The organism is Vibrio sp. 397, assembly GCF_033339395.1.
GTDB classification, from domain to species: domain Bacteria; phylum Pseudomonadota; class Gammaproteobacteria; order Enterobacterales; family Vibrionaceae; genus Vibrio; species Vibrio alginolyticus.
In genome coordinates, this window is sequence record NZ_JAWOUN010000012.1 from 91,240 (window position 1) to 110,888 (window position 19,649).

Consider the following 19,649-nt stretch of genomic DNA (forward strand, 5'->3'; position numbering starts at 1 on the left):
CGTTACACCTCTGCCAAGTCGCCGTTGTTTTGTAGCCAAGAACGACGGTCATCTGCACGCTTTTTACCTAGCAGCATGTCCATCATTTCCATGGTCGCCGTAGAGTCGTCAATGGTTAACTGCACTAAGCGACGCGTGTTCGGATCCATGGTGGTTTCACGCAACTGAAGTGGGTTCATCTCACCCAGACCTTTGAATCGTTGCACGTTGATTTTGGCTTTCTTCTTCGACAAGCGCTCTAAAATGCCATCTTTTTCATCATCATCGAGAGCGTAGAACACTTCTTTCCCGCAGTCGATTCGATACAGAGGCGGCATCGCCACATAGATATGCCCCGCTTCCACTAGTGCGCGGAAGTGACGAGTAAATAGAGCACAAAGCAGCGTTGCGATGTGAAGACCATCCGAGTCCGCATCGGCAAGGATACAGATCTTACCGTAACGAAGACTCTCGAGGTTGTCGCTATCTGGGTCAATACCCAAAGCAACGGAGATATCGTGTACTTCTTGAGACGCAAGAACTTGATCGGCAGAGACTTCCCAAGTGTTCAAGATCTTACCACGCAGTGGCATCACGGCTTGGAATTCACGGTCACGTGCCTGTTTTGCCGAGCCACCCGCAGAGTCACCCTCCACAAAGAAGATTTCCGTGCGACTTAAGTCCTGTGCAGAACAGTCGGTCAACTTACCTGGCAGTGCCGGGCCAGAAGCCACTTTCTTACGTACGACTTTTTTCGCCGCTCGCATACGACGATGCGCGTTAGCGATACAGACTTCTGCCAATTGCTCTGCGAGCTGAGGCTTTTCGTTCAACCAAAGACTGAACGCATCTTTTACAACGCCAGAGACAAATGCCGCGGTTTGACGAGAAGAGAGACGTTCCTTGGTCTGGCCTGCAAATTGTGGATCTTGAATTTTAACCGACAGCACGTAAGAACAGCGGTCGAAAACGTCATCACCCGTTAGCTTCACACCACGAGGTAATAGATTACGGAACTCACAGAATTCGCGCATCGCTTCCAACAAGCCTTGGCGTAAACCATTAACGTGTGTACCACCTTGAGCGGTTGGGATCAGGTTAACGTAGCTTTCGGTGATCATCTCACCGCCTTCTGGCTGCCAAATTACCGCCCAGTTTGCCGCTTCAGTATCCGCCAAGAACTCACCAGTAAATGGTTCTTCAGGAATAACTGGATAGCCTTTTACACCTTCCGCAAGATAGTCTTTCAAACCATCTTCGTAGTACCACTTATAGTCTTTGCCATTAACTTTGTCGGTTAATGTGATTTCTAAGCCCGGACACAAAACCGCTTTTGCGCGCAGGTTGTTGACTAAGCGCGTCACAGAGAAGTTAGCCGAATCGAAGTACTTCGCATCAGGCCAGAAATGTACGCTGGTACCGCGATTGCGACGACCACATGTGCCAGTTACGGTCAGATCAGACACTTTCTCGCCGTGTTCAAATGCAATTTCATACACTTGACCATCACGACGAACTGTTACTTCAACGCGTTTTGACAACGCGTTTACTACAGATATACCTACCCCGTGCAAACCACCAGAGAATTGGTAGTTTTTGTTAGAGAACTTACCACCCGCATGTAGCTTACATAGAATTAGCTCTACGCCTGATACTTTCTCTTCTGGGTGGATATCAACAGGCATGCCTCGACCATCATCGATCACTTCGAGTGATTGGTCAGCATGTAGGATGACTTGTACTTTTGAGGCATGTCCGGCTAGCGCTTCATCGACACTGTTGTCGATAACTTCTTGGCCCAAATGGTTTGGGCGCGCTGTATCCGTATACATCCCTGGTCGGCGACGTACTGGCTCTAAGCCATTCAGTACTTCAATGGCACCAGCATTATATTGTTCAGTCATAATACGGAATTATTCTCAAAGTTTACTTGTTGCCTGAGTATCACCAATGGGCGTACCCATACTCAGGAAACGAAAAAGCCACCCTGTTCACATCACTAAGAGTTTGTAAACATGATGCATAACAAAGTAGCCAGGGTCCTCGACCCTTAAGATCTTTTGGCAAAACATAGTCGGAAAGCATACCGCCCATGTCAAGAAACGGTTGGATATATCAATAAAAACTATGAGCCTTTTCCAATCGCTTTCGAATTACAGTTCTAGAAATTCGATAATCTGTGCAGGATAACGCTCAAAGCCTACAAAACTGTGATCACCGCCTTGTTCTACTGTTTGCTTAGCGTCTGCAAACTTATCTACCGCTTGTCGATAGTCTAAAACCTCATCTTCTGTTTGTTGCAATAACCAAAAAGAATGTGGCGACGCGATGCTTTGTACATCAAGAGCTTTTAACTCGTCAATATGACAAGCTTCAAGTGTATAGGTTTCATGCGTATATGGGTTAGTTTGCTTACCCAAATAATCTACTAGCAACTCATAAGGCTTGACTGCGGGGTTGACCACTACCGCTTTAAACCCAAACTTGTCATTTAGCCACGTTGACATAAAACCACCTAATGAGCTGCCCACTAGACCAATTTTATAGTCGTCTTTATATTGCTCGATAATATCCAACAACATTTTCGCCGCTTGCTGAGGATAACAAGGTAACTGGGGAACAATCACCTTAATATCAGGCCTATGTTGCTCGCAGTAGGCTCTCATCACATTCGCTTTAATGGAGAGTGGAGAGCTATTAAAGCCATGGATATAGAGAAGAAGTGAAGGTTTACTCATAGATATCTCGCACAAAAAAGCGAGCCCGAACAGAGAGCTCGGGCGCGTTAGTAGCCGTTAGAAGAGAAGTCTGGTTGGAACTGGCCATCAGGAAGCCGACCTACTTGGGTCGTAATATCGCCACAAGCGTGTAGTTGCAGCTCCCGCCAACCAGGCGAAGTGGTATCAAGGGCAAAATCATCCGAGTTAGGCTTAAACTGAACACAAGTTGAGGGTGTTGCCATCACTCGAATGCCCTTGTGAAGCACATTCATATCTTGATGAACATGACCACAGAGAATGCCTTTCACGTTATCAAAACGCTCGACAACCTGCCAAAACGCTTCGGCATCTTTTAAAGTATGTTGATCAAGCCACGCGCTTCCGACCAGTAACGGGTGATGATGCAACAAAACAAGTGTGTGTCTTTCTGGGTGTTCGGCTAGCTTTTCTTCGAGTAGCGTTAATTGCTGATCACTCAAGCGCCCATGAGGAACGCCAACAACTTGCGAGTCTAAAAGAATTAACTGCCAATGCTCGCCAAGCAACACATGCTCTGCGGCTTTGATTTGTGGCGAAGGCAAAACACTGCCCATATTAGGCTTGTAATCATGATTACCAGGTAGCCAAAAGCAGTCTTTCTCTAGCGGTTCAATGCCGTTGGCAAAGCGCTGATAAGATTCTGCACTATGGTCTTGGGAAATATCGCCTGTCGCCAAGATGTAATCAAACGCCACGTTGCGGCGTAAAACATCAGCAACAACAGCATTGAAGCTATCGACTGTTTTTACGCTTAGCAAACTTCCCTCATCGGCAGCAAACAGATGAGTATCCGTAATTTGTAAAAGTTTGATGCTGTCACTAGATGATTGCAAAATGAAAACCTGATTCGTCCACTATATCGTTATTTGTTATTTTCCTTTAGTGACGTGACGATCAATTGAAGGCAAGTGGTGTTCTACTGATACCACTTCGTAAACAAAACGTCAGCCATTCACCGAGGAATGTGTTTAATTGATGCTTTTCATCTTTCTGCATCAGTTGGTCATTGGGATAATCATACTTAGCTTTTATGCGAGAGAACTCTCCGCTTGAGCATACTTCGGCTACTCTCGCATCATGATAAAGCCTGACAGACATCGTCGGTAAAGGAAACACTGGCGTTTCATCACTCTGACATATCTCAACAACTGTGGTGTATTTTGTGATTTCATTCACGGTCAATTGGTAAACCATGTTCGCCGCTTGGTAGCAACGTACATCCCCAACTTCAGCAGAAGCAGGCAATAAGGCATTCAATTTAGCGTAGTTGGTCTCATAGATTCTCATAAGACCAGCTAAATCAACATGATATTGTTGTTTTTCAGCCAATTGTGCCATTACTCACTCTCCACCGTTTGGGATTGTCCCCATTCTGACTTTAACTCTTGATGGTGTAATTGCAGCCATTGCAACGCAATAATCGACGCACCATTTTCAAATTTCCCGTCCTTCACCCATTGATACGCCGTTTCACGACTCATGACATGAACCCGGATATCTTCATTCTCATAGTCTAAACCATGAATGCCGTGCGCTTTAGACGCATCCACTTCACCAACAAAGACGTCTAGCTTTTCCGAGCAACCACCAGCCGAAGGATAATAAGAAGTGACAGGTACAACGCGCCCCACCTGAATCCCCGCTTCTTCGACAGCCTCTCGACGAATTACGGCTTCAGCAGATTCATCGCGGTCAATCATACCGGCGACAATTTCTAGCTGCCAAGGGTGTTCATGTTCCAACGCGCCAATACGAATCTGTTCAATGATTACGACCTGGTCCGTCTTTGGATCATAAGGAAGCATCGCTGCTGCGTGACCACGCTCGAACATTTCTCGTTCGACAACTCCACTCCAACCACCAGCAAATAGCCTATGCTGAAAGCGGTATTTCACCATTTTGAAAAAACCTTCAAATAAGGTTTCTTTCGAGATGACTTTTACATCTCGCGAAGTAAAATCTTGTTGTTGTTTGTCACGCTGTTGCATTCAACACCTCTCTGAGTGAATCCTGTAGTTTACTCATTGTTATTCGCTTGCTCAAAGGACTTGGCTCAACTTTTTGTATAATAGTTACAAATTAATTTAAGTCTTTGCTAAAAATTTATTGCACAAGTGGATAATTACGTGTAAAAAAGTGCAAACTTTAGAGTAAATATCGTGCAAATTGAGTTAAACTACTGAGAATTAACCAATCTATGGACCGCGGGAATAGAAAATGAAAAAATTGCTTCCACTATTTATCAGTGCAGCGCTAGGTAGCATGAGTACGTCTGCGTTCGCAGACTCTTTGGCTGAAATCTACGACTTGGCAAAACAAAATGATCCACAATTGCTCAGTGTAGCAGCACAACGTGACCAAGCTTTCGAAGCAATCACCTCAAGCCGTAGTGCTCTATTACCACAGATCAACCTTACTGCGGGTTACAATTTAACTCGTGGTGATACTGAATACGATTCAAATCTAATTAGTGACGTATCAAACGATGGCAACGCGCTAACCGCTGGCGTTAGCTTTTCACAAGCACTTTACAACCGCGCATCTTGGATCTCTCTAGATACTGCTGAGAAAAGTGCTCGCCAAGCAGACGCAACTTACGCAGCGACGCAACAGGCACTGATTCTTCGCGTGTCACAAGCGTATTTTGAAGTTCTACGCGCACAAGATAATCTTGTTTTCGTACGTGCAGAAAAAGCCGCGGTCGGCCGTCAACTTGAGCAAACTAAACAGCGTTTTGAAGTAGGTTTGTCTGCAATCACTGACGTGCATGACGCACAAGCTCAGTACGACCAAGTGCTAGCGGACGAAGTGTTGGCAGAAAACGCGCTAACTAATAGCTACGAGTCACTGCGTGAAATTACAGGCCAAGAGCACAAAGACCTCAACATTTTGGACACTGGCCGCTTCACTGCTAGCCCATCGACCGTACCAGCTGAATCGCTCATTGATGAAGCAAAAACCAAAAACCTGACCTTGCTATCATCACGTATTCTTCAAGACATTGCGCGTGACAATATTTCACTAGCAAGCTCTGGCCACCTACCAACGCTCTCTCTAGACGGTGGTTACAACTACGGTGATACTTCTCATAGCTCTCGTGACAACACGACAGACAACTTCAATATTGGTGTGAACCTTGCTGTACCGCTATACACAGGTGGTAACGTAACCTCTCAAACCAAACAAGCTGAATACGCGTACGTGGCAGCAAGCGAAGATCTTGAAGCACAGTACCGTAGCGTAGTCAAAGATGTTCGCGCACAAAACAACAACATTAACGCCTCTATCGGCGCATTACGTGCGTATGAGCAAGCGGTTATTTCTGCACGCTCTGCACTAGAAGCAACAGAAGCTGGCTTTGATGTAGGTACTCGTACTATCGTTGATGTACTGGACGCGACTCGTCGTCTATACGATGCGAACAAAAACCTATCGAACGCTCGTTACGACTACATTTTAAGTGTTCTTCAGCTACGCCAAGCCGTTGGTACGCTAAGCGAACAAGACATCTTGGATGTTGATGCAGGTTTGAAAGCGGCAAAATAACCGCGAACTGAATACTTCAGTCCTTAATAAATAAAAAACGCCAGTTGAGTTATCAGCTGGCGTTTTTTATTACTTATAGTTCAGAGCCTATAAGTGTCTCTGAGCATCAAGTATCAAAAAGGCCGCACTTAGCGACCTTTATGAGCAAATAGCATTTCAATGCTAACAAACAGCAGGCTTAGCCCTTACCGCCTTTGATTGCATTAATGATTTCACTGGTCGAGCAGCCATCTTCAAAGTTCAATACACGAACTTCACCACCCGCCGCAATGACTTCTTTACCACCAGCAATCTCTTCTGGTTTGTAGTCACCGCCTTTTACTAGCAAGCTTGGTAGAACTTCTGAGATCAAACGCTGCGGCGTATCTTCACTAAATGGTACAACCCAATCCACAGCGCCCAAACCTGCCAACACCGCCATGCGGCGATCGGTTGGGTTTACCGGACGACCAGGGCCTTTAAGGCGTTTTACTGACTCATCGGTATTTACCGCAACGATTAGGCGATCGCCCAGTTCAGCAGCATGGTTTAAGTAAGACACATGCCCAGCGTGCAGAATATCAAAGCAGCCATTTGTCATAACGACTTTCTCGCCACGAGCTCGTGCTTTTTTCACCGCTTCGATCAGTGCTTTTTCTGAAATCACACCGTAATCCGTGTCTTGGCTGCCATGTACCGCTTCTGCTAATTCAATCTCAGAAAGCGTTGACGTGCCTAGTTTACCAACTACAACACCTGCCGCTGCGTTTGCTAGTGCACACGCTTCTTCAAATGATTTGCCTGCGGCAACAGACGCTGCCAATACAGAGATAACTGTGTCGCCCGCACCTGTCACGTCGTACACTTCTTTCGCTTGAGTTGGAAGGTGGAACGGTTCCTGACCACGACGAATCAAGGTCATTCCGTTTTCGCTGCGTGTCACTAAAAGCGCTTCAAATTCAAACTCTTCAACCAAAGCCAGTGCTTTCTCTACTAGCTCTTGGTCAGATTTCACTTTACCTACAACGTCTTCGAACTCTTTCATGTTTGGCGTAAGAAGTGTTGCGCCACGGTAGCGTTCAAAATCCGCACCTTTCGGGTCAATGAAAACCGGAATATTTGCTGCGCGCGCTTTTTGAATGTATGCCTGAACATGCTCTAACGAACCTTTTGCGTAATCAGACATAATCACGGCTTTAACGTTTGGCAGTGCGGCATCCATTCGAGATAACACTGGCGCAGAATCTGTGTTTTCAAACTTGTCTTCGAAGTCGAGACGAATAAGCTGTTGTCCACGGCTCATTACACGAAGCTTCGTAATCGTTGGGTAATCAGGCAGTGCAACGAAATCGCACTTCACATTGAGTGAGCTCAGCGTCTCCGTCAGCACTTTTGCAGGCTCATCTTCCCCAGTTAGACCAACAATGTGAGCATGGCCACCTAGTGATGCGATGTTCATCGCAACGTTCGCAGCACCACCAGGACGCTCTTCATTGTTTTCTACTTTTACAACAGGAACCGGCGCTTCAGGAGAAATGCGCCCGGTTGGGCCATACCAGTAACGATCTAGCATGACATCACCGATGATGAGCACACCAGCGCTGTTGTAATCAGGTAGAATTGGTTTCATTGTTGGTCTCCAAAAATTAAATCGAAGTGAGTTTATCACAGCCCTTATCGAGGCTAAATATATGGTCTTAACTGAACCACTGATTCCAAGCCTGTTTTACCCACTCCCTTTCGGCAACAAACTTGTCTTCCACCACATCAGCGTCTAAATTGAGTAGATTTCGGCGGTGTATTTCGTTGCGCATTGTCGTGTAAGCACGTATCAACTGCATTGCTTGGTCTTCGTCCATGACATTTTGCGCAATGAGCGTTTCAAAGATGCGCACATTATCACACCAACGCGTCAATTTCGGCTTATCGTGACTATAGTTGAGCACTAGGTACTGAGCGAGAAATTCGATATCGGTAATCCCACCCACATCTTGCTTGAGCATAAAGCGGCCTGGCTTTTTCCCCCCAAGATGACCGCGCATTTTTTCTCTCATTTCGACAACGTCTTTTTTCAGTTCAGCTTGATCGCGTGCTTTGCACAACACATCATGCCGCGTATTGTGAAATGCGATCGCCAGTGGTTCATCACCATAAATCATGCGCGCGCGGACAAGTGCTTGATGCTCCCATGTCCACGCGTCTTGATGTTGATAGTCGTCGAACGCGTCCGTTGGGCTAACCAACAAACCCGATGCACCGGACGGACGCAATCGGGTATCGACCTCGTATAAAATACCGGAAGCGGTGCGAGTGGAGAAAATATGAATGATACGCTGTGCTAAACGAAGGTAGAACTGACGACCATCAATCTCTTTTTTGCCGTCAGTGTAGACATTGACTGGGCAGTCATGCATGAAGACAATATCCAAATCGGAGTTATAGCCGAGCTCCCACCCTCCGACTTTACCATAACCAATTACAGCAAAGCCTTTGCCTTCACGATCTTTCACATGCGTTGGCTCGCCATACTTTTCAGATACTTGCAACCAAGCCTGACTGATCACCGCATCCACGATAGCTTCCGCTAAATAAGTTAAATGGTCACTCACTTTCATCACTGGCAATGCGCCAGCAATATCTGCCGCTGCAATACGCAAAATACAAATTTGCTTAAACTGACGCAACGCTTCCATTTGCTGTTCCATATCATCTTCAGGAATACGCGCCAAATAATCACGCAGCTCTGTACGGTAACTGTCTAATGGAATGGGATTGTATAGCTGCGCAGGGTCGATCAACTCATCAAGCAAGATAGGATAACGAGACAGCTGCTCTGAAATCATTGGGCTTGCGGTACACAAACGTACGAGCTGCACCAGAGCCGCTGGATGCTCATCCAATAATTCCAAGTAAGTTGTGCGAGTGCAGATGTTGTGTAGCAAGTGAAGTACACGAGATAAACCAAACTGTGCATCAGGATGGGCAAAGACCGCATCAAACACTTTCGGCATCAAACGATTGAGCACTTCGCGTCCACGTGGGCCTAACGTTTTTTTGGCCAGATCGGTTTTAAAGTTGATGATGGTTTTCGCGCATGAAGCAAAGTCTTCAATCTGAATATCCTGCTGCAAGATATGCTCAAGAACGTCTTGTTTGTCGGCCATATCCCATAGCTCATGAAAATGACGAGCAACAGTAGTCCCCTCGTCTTCTTCATCATCACCAATTAGTGATTCAAAAACTTGGTGAACATTTGCCATATGCTGCTGGGTTTGCTCAATTAATTGCTCCCAACAGCTCATTTTCATCGCAGTGGCGAGCTTTAAGCGTTCGGTTTCGCAATCAGGCAGCGTCTGGGTTTGCTTATCCGCCATTGCTTGCAACAAGTTTTCTAATTGACGCAAGTACTTGTATGCAGCTTCTAGATCGCTGATTTCTTTTGGAGTAAGCAATGCCAGTTCTTCAATGCCTTGCAGCGTTTCCAACAGCCCTCGATTACGCAAAGAAGGCTCTCGACCACCTCGAATCAATTGAAAAACTTGAGCGATAAATTCAATTTCTCGGATGCCACCCGCACCTAGCTTAATGTTGTTATTCAACCCTCGGCGGCGAACCTCGCTACTGATCATCGACTTCATTCGTCGCAAAGATTGAATCGCACTGAAATCAATATAACGACGAAAAACAAAAGGGCGCAGCATTTGGCGTAGCTCTTGATACTGCGGGTACATCTCACATCCCATCACCCGAGCTTTGATCATCGCGTAACGTTCCCAATCTCGCCCCTGTTCTTGGTAATAATCTTCAAGTGCGGCATAGCTCATTACCAAGGGGCCACTTTCTCCAAATGGGCGAAGTCGCATGTCGACGCGGTAGCAAAAACCATCGAAGGTTTGTTGGTCGAGCGCTTTGATGATGCGTTGACCAAGACGAGTAAAGAACTGGGCATTGGCAATGCTTCGGCGTGCGCCTTGGGTTTCACCATTCTCTGGGTACGTGAAAATTAGATCAATATCGGAAGAAAAGTTTAGCTCGCCACCACCCAGTTTCCCCATGCCGATAATTAACATCGGCTGCACTTCACCGTCCTCACTTGTTGGCGTGCCCCACTCCTGACAACACACTTGATATTGCCATTGATAGGTTTCAAAAATCATCGCTTCTGCCAACTCAGATAAGTGGCTTAAAGACGTCTCTAGAGACCATGCATGCGTGAAATCCTTCCACGCAATGTACACCATTTCTCGATTGCGAAACTGACGCAATACGCGATGACCAGACATCTCATCAGGACATTGTTCCAACAGTTCAGCAAGGCGTGAGCGGTAAGACTCCTGACGACTTGGCTGCGCTAACATACTTGGCAACTCACGGGCTAGGACTTCATCGCGATGAATGGCTTCAGTTATAAACTGGCTTAAGCCCGCCACATAACGAAATTGCTGCGCAACCTCATCGGGCCAAAGGGGAAAATAACCTGCGTCTTGGGCGTTTTGTACGGCAGATTCAGCGATAGAAATCAGTGGCGAAGGCAGCTGCATTTTTCTTCCTTGTTTGAAAAGCACGGTAACTCATTCTTTATACCAGACTGAAAGCAAATAAAAACGCCCACAAAAGGTTTGTGGGCGTTTTATCAAAAGTTCGGGATCGAATATTAAACTTGGAAAGATTTGATCTTCTTGTCTAGCTCACCTGCATTATTTTGCATCATTTCAGAGGTTTCTAGCAGCTCGGTAACAACAACAACTGAGGCTTCAACCAACTCACGTACATTGGTGAGGTTTTGGCTCATCTCTTCTGCAACACTGCTTTGCTGACCAGACGCCGTCGCGATCTGGAAGTTCATGTCATTGATTTGCGTCACTTGCCCAACAATACCATCGAGCTCAGATCCAGCATTAGAAACCAGCTCGTTTCCATCTGCCGCTTCTACAACGCTTTTTTCCATGAGTTCTACCGCAGATTCAGCACTGGTTTGCAGCTGTGCGATCATCTCTTGAATTTCTACCGTCGCTTGTTGTGTACGTTGGGCAAGGTTACGAACTTCATCTGCAACCACAGCAAAACCCCGCCCAGCCTCGCCAGCTCGCGCCGCTTCAATCGCCGCATTCAGTGCAAGCAGGTTGGTTTGTTCAGAAATGCCTTGAATCGTCCCTACAACGCTACCAATGGCTTCAACACGTTCTTCAACTTGGTTAACCGCTTGTGCCGATGAAGCGATATCCGACGAAAGTTCACTCATTTTCGCCATTGTACTTTGCAAGAACTGCTGACCAGAAATTGCTTGTGCGGAAGCTTGCTCTGTTAGAGAAGATGCCGTCTGGGCATGTTCCGCAACCGTTTGGACCGTCGACGACATTTCACTCATCGCCGTAGCAAGTTGATCAATTTCGTTAAACTCTTCTTGCGCCGATTCCTTCGTTTCCGACATGCTCAGCGTCATGACTTCGGTGAGCGTTGATAATTCATCAGACGCATTAATTTGCATTTGAATAACATCGTGCAATTGTCGACGTGTCTTTTCTAATTCACGTGCCACGTCTCCGTATTCATCTTTACAATCCATACCAAATGGAACAGAGAGGTTCTTGCTCGCCATCAGTTTGATCGCGTCGCTCAGATACTGTGTTTGACGCAACATCACTCTAGCCGCCGCTAATAAGAGCACGACAAAAACCACAATCAATAAGGCGGTTTGCCAAGCAACTTGCGTTAAATATGCTTCATAATGCTGTTGGGCAACTTGCGCGTTTTGTGTCGCCGCTAAAAGTGAGTCGTAAAAAGTGTTTGCGTCCCACAGTTGTTTTGCCACGATCAGGACAGTACTGAAGACCATCAACATGACCATTTTAGGCACCAGTCGAATGTCGGATATGACCCTTTCCCATGGCTTAAATGCCAGCTTTTCCATTGTCAGTTCTCCACCGAGTCTTATATAGTCTTTATCTATAATCTTTATATTACTTATAGTTATGTTCGCGCTTTGCGTGGTTACGCGATTTATTTTGAGCTTCGTATGAAAAACAATGATATCAAAGACAGCACACGACCGATGGGCCTGTTGTCACTAATATTGTCTTTTATGGCACTATTTGTGATCTCTGGCTTGTTGTTTTTCCCGATCGATCACGAAACCCGTCAAGTTCTTATCGGTCTGGATTTCATAATCTGTAGTATTTTTCTACTACAGCTCACCATTGATTTGATCCGGTCCACAGATCGCTGGTTATTCCTTAAACGTCATTGGATAGATTTCGTGGCGAGCATCCCATTGATAGAGCCCCTGCGCTTTGCTCGTATTTTTCATATTATGCGAGTGGTATTAGTACTGCGTTCGTCAAAGTTCATTTTGCATCAGCTCAAAGAAAACCGCCGCGAAACTACGGTCGCCTCTATACTGCTATTGATGGTTATCCTCATAACGCTCGGTTCTAGTGCAATGCTGTTTATCGAAGCGAAAAACCCAGAAGCGAATATTCGCACTGGCGCCGATGCTTTGTGGTGGGTATTTGTAACGATCTCAACGGTTGGTTACGGCGATCATTATCCTGTGACCTCCATAGGAAAGTTTTTGGCTGTCATCATCATTGTTTGCGGGGTGGGTATCTTTGGTATGATCTCGGGTCTTATCACCTCTATCCTTACTGCTCCAACGAAACAACAGACGCACAGTTCAATCAATAAAGAACGTATGCTCGAGCAGCTCCTAACCCAACAAGCGCAAATACTAGAACGACTCGATTTCATGGAAAAAGAGCTACAACAACGTAAAACAGAGACAAAAAAATAGGACCATGCGGTCCTATTTTTTTGTCGTTACCACCAGAACGATCATTCACGCCAATAAGGCTGTACTTCCACACTGATCGCTCGGGTTTGATCCATTGCATGCAAAATTGAGCGCTCTTGACGGTGCAACCAGCGTTCTAACTGCTCTTTTTCTGCGTCTTCCAGCATATCAACCAACGGGAGCAAGTGGTTCAGCATTAGCAGATCATCGATACCATGCACCAGATCCGCCCATGGTAAACGGAAGCTGTTACGCTCATCCGAGTTATACAAACTCGCGAAACCAATACCAGTATAGAGGTTACGCAATAAGCGATAACGCTGATCAACGTACTCTTGCGCCGTCAAATCGCGCTCTGCTGGGAAAGCTTCCATTAGCTCAGCCCAAGTGCGATCGAGCTGAGTAACTGAAAACGGCATGATATTACTTGCCATTTTTTCACGTGCTTTTTCATCAAGAAATGGCTGCCAACCGCGCGCTAAGATCCAGCGGCTTAGATCCAGCAGTAACCCTGTGTAACGCGCGGAATTGAGCAACCCTAGCACTTCTTCACGGCTTGGCAACTCTTGTAACTGCTGAGTCAACTCAGATACTAAGAACTTACGTGCATCCAACTTGCGCAGCACATTGCCTTTGTCATCTAAAAGCTCTTCAAGGTGTGCATGCTCATCCAACCAACTCAGTTCTTCTTCCAACCATTTAAGCTCTTGGCGCAGAATCGCGCTCGCGCGACGAGGGACAATCCCGCCAAAAATGGTCAATGTTTGACGAATGAAACGAATGGCATTACTGATTTCACGCAGTGCTTCCACGCTGTCACGCTCAGCATAAATTTGCTCGTGATAATGCCAATGAGACAAAGCGTGCTCTAAAGAGTTGATCAAGCAAAATTCAACGGTATCCGTCGGACTACTGTCCACAAGTGCCAATGATTTTACTTCATCACCCGCATAACCGCTTGCAAGTCGATAACCTTTCGCCGCTTTGCTCAAGTTACCCAAGCGCATACCACCTTGCTCGCAAAAGCTGCGTGCCAGTGTGAATAAAGCTTCGGTTTGGCCAGACTTAAGTTCCAGTTCAACTTCGCAAATTGGCTCTTGCTTCTCTTCTTCGTCTTCACCTTTGGCTACAACTAAGCCTTGGTCAAAAGCAACTTCAATCTGACTGCCATCGGGCATGCCAATCAGCCATTGTTCACGTGTGAAGTTGGTCGAGAATAATGGCATAAGCTCGGATTGCAGCGTTTCTGCATCTTTACCTGGAGGCCAAATATCTAGAGGATGAAGCGACAGATTAGGCTCGTCGCTAGTGTGCTCAGCATTGTATTCTGGTCTTTGATGTAAGCCTGCGACGACGCGTCCTGCTGTCTTTACGGTTTGGACGAATACATCATCAAAACGGCGAATTCTTAAACCAATGTCGTGCTTTCTGAGCCATTTATCGGCAGTATCAAAATAGGTGTTACCCAAGTCACGACAACTATGCTGAAGTACTTTTGTCTCAGAAATTTTTTCTTTTAAAGTTTCTGAAAATTCAGGAGAAACAAAAAACTTCAGTTCTATTTCGGTTTCCATAGCTATACCTTTCAAAGCAGATAGAAACAGGATATTGCGTAATTTCTCACACGGCAAGAGAGAAATATCGCCGGAATGATGATCTAAAACAGTTTTAATGAGCGATTTAATGCGTTACCATGCGCGCCTTTATAGCCATCGTTCAACATTTCGCCAAGCACTCAGAAATGGTGTATGTTTTTTTAAGGTTATAGTTATTAGGTTGAATGACCATGCCAGTAAATACAATTATGGGGTTATTTGCAAAGTCCCCAATTAAGCCTTTGCAACGCCACGTTGTGTGTGTCAACGAATGTTGTTCACACTTGGTGAAATTCTTTGAAGTATCTTCAAAGGGTGATTGGGAAAAAGCAGCAGAAATCCGTGCACAAATTTCTCACCTAGAGAAAGAAGCGGATGTGCTGAAACGTGAAATCCGTCTAAAACTGCCTCGCGGTTTGTTCATGCCAGTCGACCGTACTGACATGCTTGAGCTTTTGACTCAACAGGACAAACTTGCAAACCTGGCAAAAGACATTGCTGGCCGTGTATATGGTCGTCAACTTGTCATCCCTGAGGCTCTCCAACCAAACTTCCTCGCTTACGTTCAACGTTGTCTTGATGCTGCCGATCAGGCGCAAAAGGTAATCAATGAACTTGATGAATTGCTAGAAACCGGCTTCAAAGGCCGTGAAGTGACGCTCGTCGCTGAAATGATTCATCAATTAGACGTTATCGAAGATGATACCGATGCCATGCAGATTGAACTTCGCCAACAGTTGATGGTGATTGAAGCTGACATGAACCCTATCGATGTCATGTTCCTGTACAAGATTCTTGAATGGGTAGGTGGTATTGCCGACCAAGCGCAGCGCGTAGGTGCTCGTTTGGAAGTCATGCTATCTCGATCTTAAAACATAAAGTTAACGACATAACGAAGAGCATAATTAACACGTGTCATAGGGACGATGGCTATTTTCATCGTCTTATGGTTTGGCGCGCGTAAAATTTTGTTCCGCTTGTTATAAAACAACTAGGTATTACGATGGATATCCTTGCGAACTACGGCACTGTCCTGATTATTGTTGCAGCGATTTTTGGTTTCATGATGGCGATTGGTATTGGCGCGAACGACGTTGCTAATGCGATGGGTACATCTGTAGGTTCAAAAGCGCTAACTGTAAAACAAGCTATCATCATTGCGATGATCTTCGAATTTGCAGGTGCTTACCTTGCAGGCGGTGAAGTAACCGACACTATCCGTAAAGGTGTAATCGAAACTTCTTTATTTGCTAGTCAACCAGATGTTCTTGTCTACGGCATGATGTCTGCGCTTTTAGCAGCAGGTACATGGCTGCTTCTTGCTTCTTACATGGGCTGGCCAGTATCAACGACTCACTCAATCATCGGTGCAATCATTGGTTTTGCATGCGTATCTGTAGGTACTGAAGCGGTTGACTGGGGCAGCGTTCAAGGCATTGTTGGTAGCTGGATTATTACGCCAGTGATTTCAGGTTTCTTTGCTTACGTTATCTTTGTCAGCGCACAACGCCTGATTTTTGATACAGAGAACCCTCTGTTTAATGCGAAACGTTTTGTACCTGTTTACATGTTCATCACAACAATGGTGATTGCACTTGTAACCATCAAAAAAGGTCTAAAACACGTTGGTCTTCACCTGACCAATGGTGAAGCCTGGATGTGGGCAGCAGCAGTTTCAGCACTTGTGATGATTGGCGGCTACGTATACATCCAGAAAAAATTCGCTAATCGCGAAGAAGACCGCAGCTTTTCTGGCGTGGAAGGTATCTTCAGCGTTCTGATGGTTATCACCGCTTGTGCGATGGCATTTGCACACGGTTCAAACGACGTTGCAAACGCCATTGGTCCACTGTCTGCTGTCGTATCGACTGTTGAACACATGGGCGAAATCAGCACGAAAAGCACCATCGCTTGGTGGATTCTACCTCTTGGTGGTATTGGTATCGTGGTCGGTCTTGCAACACTAGGTCACAAAGTAATGGCAACCGTTGGTACAGGCATCACTGAGCTAACGCCTAGCCGCGGTTTTGCAGCACAGCTAGCAACAGCATGTACGGTAGTTCTAGCGTCTGGTACAGGCCTGCCAATTTCAACCACTCAAACATTGGTTGGTGCGGTTCTCGGTGTTGGCTTTGCTCGTGGTATCGCAGCACTGAACCTAGGCGTAGTTCGTAACATCGTGGCATCATGGATCGTTACACTACCAGCGGGTGCGTTATTGGCCGTAGTATTCTTCTACGGACTTCAAGCGATGTTCGCTTAAGACACTCGTCAATAGAATGTAAGCGCTTTGTCATTATTGACTCAAACGCACAGAAAGGGAGGCTTTGCCTCCCTTCTTTGTTGCACCGAAGTTTGAAACTGCATACTATTCGTCTATTTCCGGCTCCAATCATTCGGTGCCAACGCTGTCTCCAAGAAAAATCGTTAAGGGATTTACTGTGAAAAAACTAATCATCACGGTTTTGTTTACTTTGCTAGCAGCGCCAGCGGCCCTAGCAGCAGACCGTTATATTTCTGATGACCTCTTCACTTTTATGCACTCAGGTCCAAATAACACCTACCGTATTATTGGTAGTGTTAACGCCGGTTCTAAAGTACAACTGATTAAAACCAACCGAGATACTGGCTACACGCAAGTTCGTGATGACCGTGGTCGCACTGGTTGGGTACAAAGCAAGTTTGTGACAAACCAAGAGAGCATGGCAATTCGCCTTCCTCGCATTGAGAAAGAGCTAGCCGAAGTAAAAGAGCAGCTTGCTAATGCTCGTCAAACTTCTGATGCAGAGAAAGCAGGTCTTGTTACCTCTCTCGAAACACGTAACCAACAAATTTCAGATCTAGAAAATAAATACTCTGAGATCAGTGATCAGCTTACTTCTGTTGAAACAGAAAACCGCGAGCTACGCGCAAAGCTGGATACACAAAAAGATGACATGCTGCTTAAGTACTTCACTTATGGCGGCGGTGTTGCAGGTTTAGGTTTACTATTTGGTTTGATTCTTCCGCATGTCATGCCTCGTAGAAAGCGCTCTCCTGCGGGTTGGGCATAAACCCTTACGCTTTTATCTTTAAAAAGAACGCAAAAGCCAGTCGATATTGACTGGCTTTTTAGTTTGCTTCGTTTGATAGAAGTGAGTACTACTCCCCCATTGAACTAGAGGCTCGACGACGATCCGTTGCGCCATAAAGCTTGCCATCTTTTAGCTCAATTGCATTCAAACCGCTTACCACTGGAATAACGTGCACTGGGTAGCCAAGCTCCATAAACTCAGGCACCAACATTTCTGCGAACGTTTTCTTTTCCACCAGCAAACCAGTTGGGTCATAAGACTTGGTGCGGTCTATCTTAGTGCCATACTGGATGTTTGGTAAGTCAATAGCCTCTTGCGCTGATAAATTCCAATCCAGCACCCCAACCACGGTTTTGAGTACATACCCCGGGATTTGTGAACTACCTGGTGACCCAACCACCAAACGCAAGTTATCATCACTGTCCATCACCATTAATGGCGTAATAGCCGAACGTGGACGCTTGCCCGCTTCAATTGAGTTTTGCGTAGGCTTGCCGTTAACCGTTGGCTGAGGTGAGAAGTTAGCCATCTGCGCATTCAAGATAACGCCATCGACCATCACACCCGAGCCCATACCCGTTCCTACCGTGCTGGTCATCGCAATTGCATTTCCATCTCTATCGACGATAGAAATATGCCCTGTATCTTTGCTCTCGAAGCCTTGATATTGCGCATACTGAGTTTGCGTTATCTGTCCTGCTTTTGGATCCTCTTTTAAAGTGCCATTATCAGGGATTAAATCACGTCTCTGATCTAGATAGGCTTTAGACAATAACTGTTCAACTGGCGCTTCCACATAATCCGGATCTCCGGCATACGCAATACGATCGGCTTTTGCTATTCGCATCGCTTCAGTCATGAGACGCCAAGGTTCCACATCCGTTTTCGCCATATGGGCAATGTCATAGGGTGCAAGCAGTTCAAGACTCTGAGCGACCATCACACCGCCCGAAGCTGGGTAACCAAAAGAGACGATTTTATTACCACGGTAGTCGTTCTCAATGATGTCACGCTGCTTCACTTGGTAATGTTTAAAATCTTCTAAAGACAACTTCTCGTGTTGGTCGTCAATACGACTATTAACCGTCTCTACGATGTGCTGACCAAGCTCACCACCATAAAGGTAACTATCGCCTTGTTGCGCGATCTTCCTCAGCGTCTCAGCCATCTTAGGGTTCTTCATCAAGGTTCCCGTCGGCTTAATATCGTCCCCTTGCCAATACAAGGCTTTCACTTCCGGATCTTGCTCGAGTCGGCTTTGCTCTCTTACTACGATGTCGTAGGTGTAGCTGTTCATCGCGTACCCATTGCTCGCCAATGTAATCGCCGGCTTAATCAGCTCTGCCCATGGCAACTTGCCGTATTGTTCATGAGTGGTGTAAAGCAACCGCAACGTGCCCGGAACCGCAACAGAACGAGGGCCTAATATTTCGTTGCGACTGAGTACTTCCCCATTCTCAACAAACATTTCAGGGTTCGCGCTAGAGGGTGCTTCATCTCGACCATCAAGGGCCAGAAATTTTTTCTCGTCATGTTGATAAAACAGCGCGAAAGTCCCGCCGCCAATTCCGGTCATATCTGGCTCAACGACAGACATCACCATCTGCATCGCGACCATAGCATCAACAGCGTTACCGCCTTCTTTCAATATTGAGTAACCGGTACTACTCACGTAAGGATTCGTCGCACTGACCATGAAATCTTGCCCGCAACTATCTGGTGTAACTGGGAATGGGTCTGGCTTTGCTGCATAGCTTGTCGATGCAACAATACTTAAAGAAAAAATCAGAATACGCATGTGTCTCTGTTTAGACTCCTATTATGTGAAGGGGTCTAACGTGGACCAAGTCATTACTCCGAAGTTCGTGAAGATGGTGTCTTTTTACACAACGCTGACTGGAATCGCGCTATCAATAGATGAATGATA

General features: G+C 46.0%; 15 protein-coding genes. 5 read left to right on the forward strand and 10 right to left on the reverse strand.

Features of this window, described 5'->3' with window-relative positions:
- Positions 1-2: 2 nt before the first annotated feature.
- The 5 genes from parE to nudF form a co-directional block, all read right to left on the reverse strand.
- Positions 3-1,883, reverse strand: coding sequence for a DNA topoisomerase IV subunit B (gene parE, locus R7P36_RS18355; protein ID WP_005387417.1), 1,881 nt, complete (start codon positions 1,881-1,883; stop codon positions 3-5).
- Between the two features lie 249 nt (positions 1,884-2,132).
- Positions 2,133-2,717 (reverse strand): esterase YqiA, encoded by a 585-nt coding sequence (gene yqiA, locus R7P36_RS18360; RefSeq protein ID WP_064353617.1) that lies wholly within the window; start codon positions 2,715-2,717, stop codon positions 2,133-2,135.
- A 47-nt stretch (positions 2,718-2,764) separates the two neighbouring features.
- On the reverse strand, positions 2,765-3,571 hold the full coding sequence (gene cpdA, locus R7P36_RS18365) for a 3',5'-cyclic-AMP phosphodiesterase (protein WP_005387419.1): 807 nt from the start codon (positions 3,569-3,571) through the stop codon (positions 2,765-2,767).
- 61 nt (positions 3,572-3,632) lie between these two features.
- Positions 3,633-4,076 carry a DUF1249 family protein gene (locus tag R7P36_RS18370; RefSeq protein WP_318122250.1) on the reverse strand — a complete coding sequence of 148 codons (444 nt, stop codon included), beginning with the start codon at positions 4,074-4,076 and terminating at the stop codon, positions 3,633-3,635.
- Entirely contained in the window at positions 4,076-4,726 is a 651-nt protein-coding gene (gene nudF, locus R7P36_RS18375) for an ADP-ribose diphosphatase (RefSeq protein ID WP_017820247.1), read from the reverse strand. Before nudF ends, R7P36_RS18370 begins: the two co-directional genes overlap by 1 nt.
- A 229-nt stretch (positions 4,727-4,955) precedes the next feature.
- On the opposite strand from nudF, the gene tolC reads away from it, so the two are divergent.
- A complete protein-coding gene (tolC, locus tag R7P36_RS18380; RefSeq protein WP_005379884.1) occupies positions 4,956-6,284 on the forward strand; it encodes an outer membrane channel protein TolC in 1,329 nt (442 codons plus the stop codon).
- A 178-nt stretch (positions 6,285-6,462) separates the two neighbouring features.
- On the opposite strand, the gene hldE is transcribed toward tolC, so the two are convergent.
- The 3 genes from hldE to R7P36_RS18395 form a co-directional block, all read right to left on the reverse strand.
- On the reverse strand, positions 6,463-7,893 hold the full coding sequence (gene hldE / locus R7P36_RS18385; RefSeq protein WP_017633601.1) for a bifunctional D-glycero-beta-D-manno-heptose-7-phosphate kinase/D-glycero-beta-D-manno-heptose 1-phosphate adenylyltransferase HldE: 1,431 nt from the start codon (positions 7,891-7,893) through the stop codon (positions 6,463-6,465).
- A 67-nt stretch (positions 7,894-7,960) separates the two neighbouring features.
- Positions 7,961-10,804 carry a bifunctional [glutamate--ammonia ligase]-adenylyl-L-tyrosine phosphorylase/[glutamate--ammonia-ligase] adenylyltransferase gene (glnE, locus tag R7P36_RS18390; RefSeq protein WP_085569660.1) on the reverse strand — a complete coding sequence of 948 codons (2,844 nt, stop codon included), beginning with the start codon at positions 10,802-10,804 and terminating at the stop codon, positions 7,961-7,963.
- Between the two features lie 113 nt (positions 10,805-10,917).
- Positions 10,918-12,174, reverse strand: a complete 1,257-nt coding sequence (locus R7P36_RS18395) for a methyl-accepting chemotaxis protein (RefSeq protein WP_005379890.1) — start codon at positions 12,172-12,174, stop codon at positions 10,918-10,920.
- 105 nt (positions 12,175-12,279) lie between these two features.
- Between R7P36_RS18395 and R7P36_RS18400 the strand changes: the two genes are divergently transcribed.
- Positions 12,280-13,053: a potassium channel family protein gene (locus R7P36_RS18400; protein ID WP_025768395.1), complete on the forward strand. Its 774-nt coding sequence runs from the start codon at positions 12,280-12,282 to the stop codon at positions 13,051-13,053.
- Positions 13,054-13,094: 41 nt separating this feature from the next.
- Here R7P36_RS18400 and R7P36_RS18405 read toward each other — a convergent pair whose 3' ends face one another.
- The gene (locus tag R7P36_RS18405) at positions 13,095-14,627 is read right to left on the reverse strand and encodes an inorganic triphosphatase (protein ID WP_005379894.1); all 1,533 of its coding nucleotides are present in this window, start codon (positions 14,625-14,627) and stop codon (positions 13,095-13,097) included.
- Between the two features lie 212 nt (positions 14,628-14,839).
- On the opposite strand from R7P36_RS18405, the gene R7P36_RS18410 reads away from it, so the two are divergent.
- The 3 genes from R7P36_RS18410 to R7P36_RS18420 all read left to right on the forward strand — a co-directional run bounded on the left by R7P36_RS18410 (position 14,840) and on the right by R7P36_RS18420 (position 17,701).
- Positions 14,840-15,520, forward strand: a complete 681-nt coding sequence (locus R7P36_RS18410) for a TIGR00153 family protein (RefSeq protein WP_005379896.1) — start codon at positions 14,840-14,842, stop codon at positions 15,518-15,520.
- 131 nt (positions 15,521-15,651) lie between these two features.
- A complete protein-coding gene (locus tag R7P36_RS18415; protein ID WP_005379898.1) occupies positions 15,652-16,911 on the forward strand; it encodes an inorganic phosphate transporter in 1,260 nt (419 codons plus the stop codon).
- 178 nt (positions 16,912-17,089) lie between these two features.
- A complete protein-coding gene (locus R7P36_RS18420; RefSeq protein ID WP_005379900.1) occupies positions 17,090-17,701 on the forward strand; it encodes a TIGR04211 family SH3 domain-containing protein in 612 nt (203 codons plus the stop codon).
- An 88-nt stretch (positions 17,702-17,789) separates the two neighbouring features.
- Here R7P36_RS18420 and ggt read toward each other — a convergent pair whose 3' ends face one another.
- Positions 17,790-19,520, reverse strand: a complete 1,731-nt coding sequence (ggt, locus tag R7P36_RS18425) for a gamma-glutamyltransferase (protein ID WP_318099359.1) — start codon at positions 19,518-19,520, stop codon at positions 17,790-17,792.
- Between the last annotated feature and the right edge of the window lie 129 nt (positions 19,521-19,649).

Coding starts and splice junctions, on each gene's coding strand:
- parE (WP_005387417.1), bottom strand. CDS start 1,883: ATGACTGAACAATATAATGCTGGTGCCATTGAAGTACTGAATGGCTTA.
- yqiA (WP_064353617.1), bottom strand. CDS start 2,717: ATGAGTAAACCTTCACTTCTTCTCTATATCCATGGCTTTAATAGCTCT.
- R7P36_RS18370 (WP_318122250.1), bottom strand. CDS start 4,076: ATGGCACAATTGGCTGAAAAACAACAATATCATGTTGATTTAGCTGGT.
- nudF (WP_017820247.1), bottom strand. CDS start 4,726: ATGCAACAGCGTGACAAACAACAACAAGATTTTACTTCGCGAGATGTA.
- tolC (WP_005379884.1), top strand. CDS start 4,956: ATGAAAAAATTGCTTCCACTATTTATCAGTGCAGCGCTAGGTAGCATG.
- hldE (WP_017633601.1), bottom strand. CDS start 7,893: ATGAAACCAATTCTACCTGATTACAACAGCGCTGGTGTGCTCATCATC.
- glnE (WP_085569660.1), bottom strand. CDS start 10,804: ATGCAGCTGCCTTCGCCACTGATTTCTATCGCTGAATCTGCCGTACAA.
- R7P36_RS18395 (WP_005379890.1), bottom strand. CDS start 12,174: ATGGAAAAGCTGGCATTTAAGCCATGGGAAAGGGTCATATCCGACATT.
- R7P36_RS18400 (WP_025768395.1), top strand. CDS start 12,280: ATGAAAAACAATGATATCAAAGACAGCACACGACCGATGGGCCTGTTG.
- R7P36_RS18405 (WP_005379894.1), bottom strand. CDS start 14,627: ATGGAAACCGAAATAGAACTGAAGTTTTTTGTTTCTCCTGAATTTTCA.
- R7P36_RS18410 (WP_005379896.1), top strand. CDS start 14,840: ATGCCAGTAAATACAATTATGGGGTTATTTGCAAAGTCCCCAATTAAG.
- R7P36_RS18415 (WP_005379898.1), top strand. CDS start 15,652: ATGGATATCCTTGCGAACTACGGCACTGTCCTGATTATTGTTGCAGCG.
- ggt (WP_318099359.1), bottom strand. CDS start 19,520: ATGCGTATTCTGATTTTTTCTTTAAGTATTGTTGCATCGACAAGCTAT.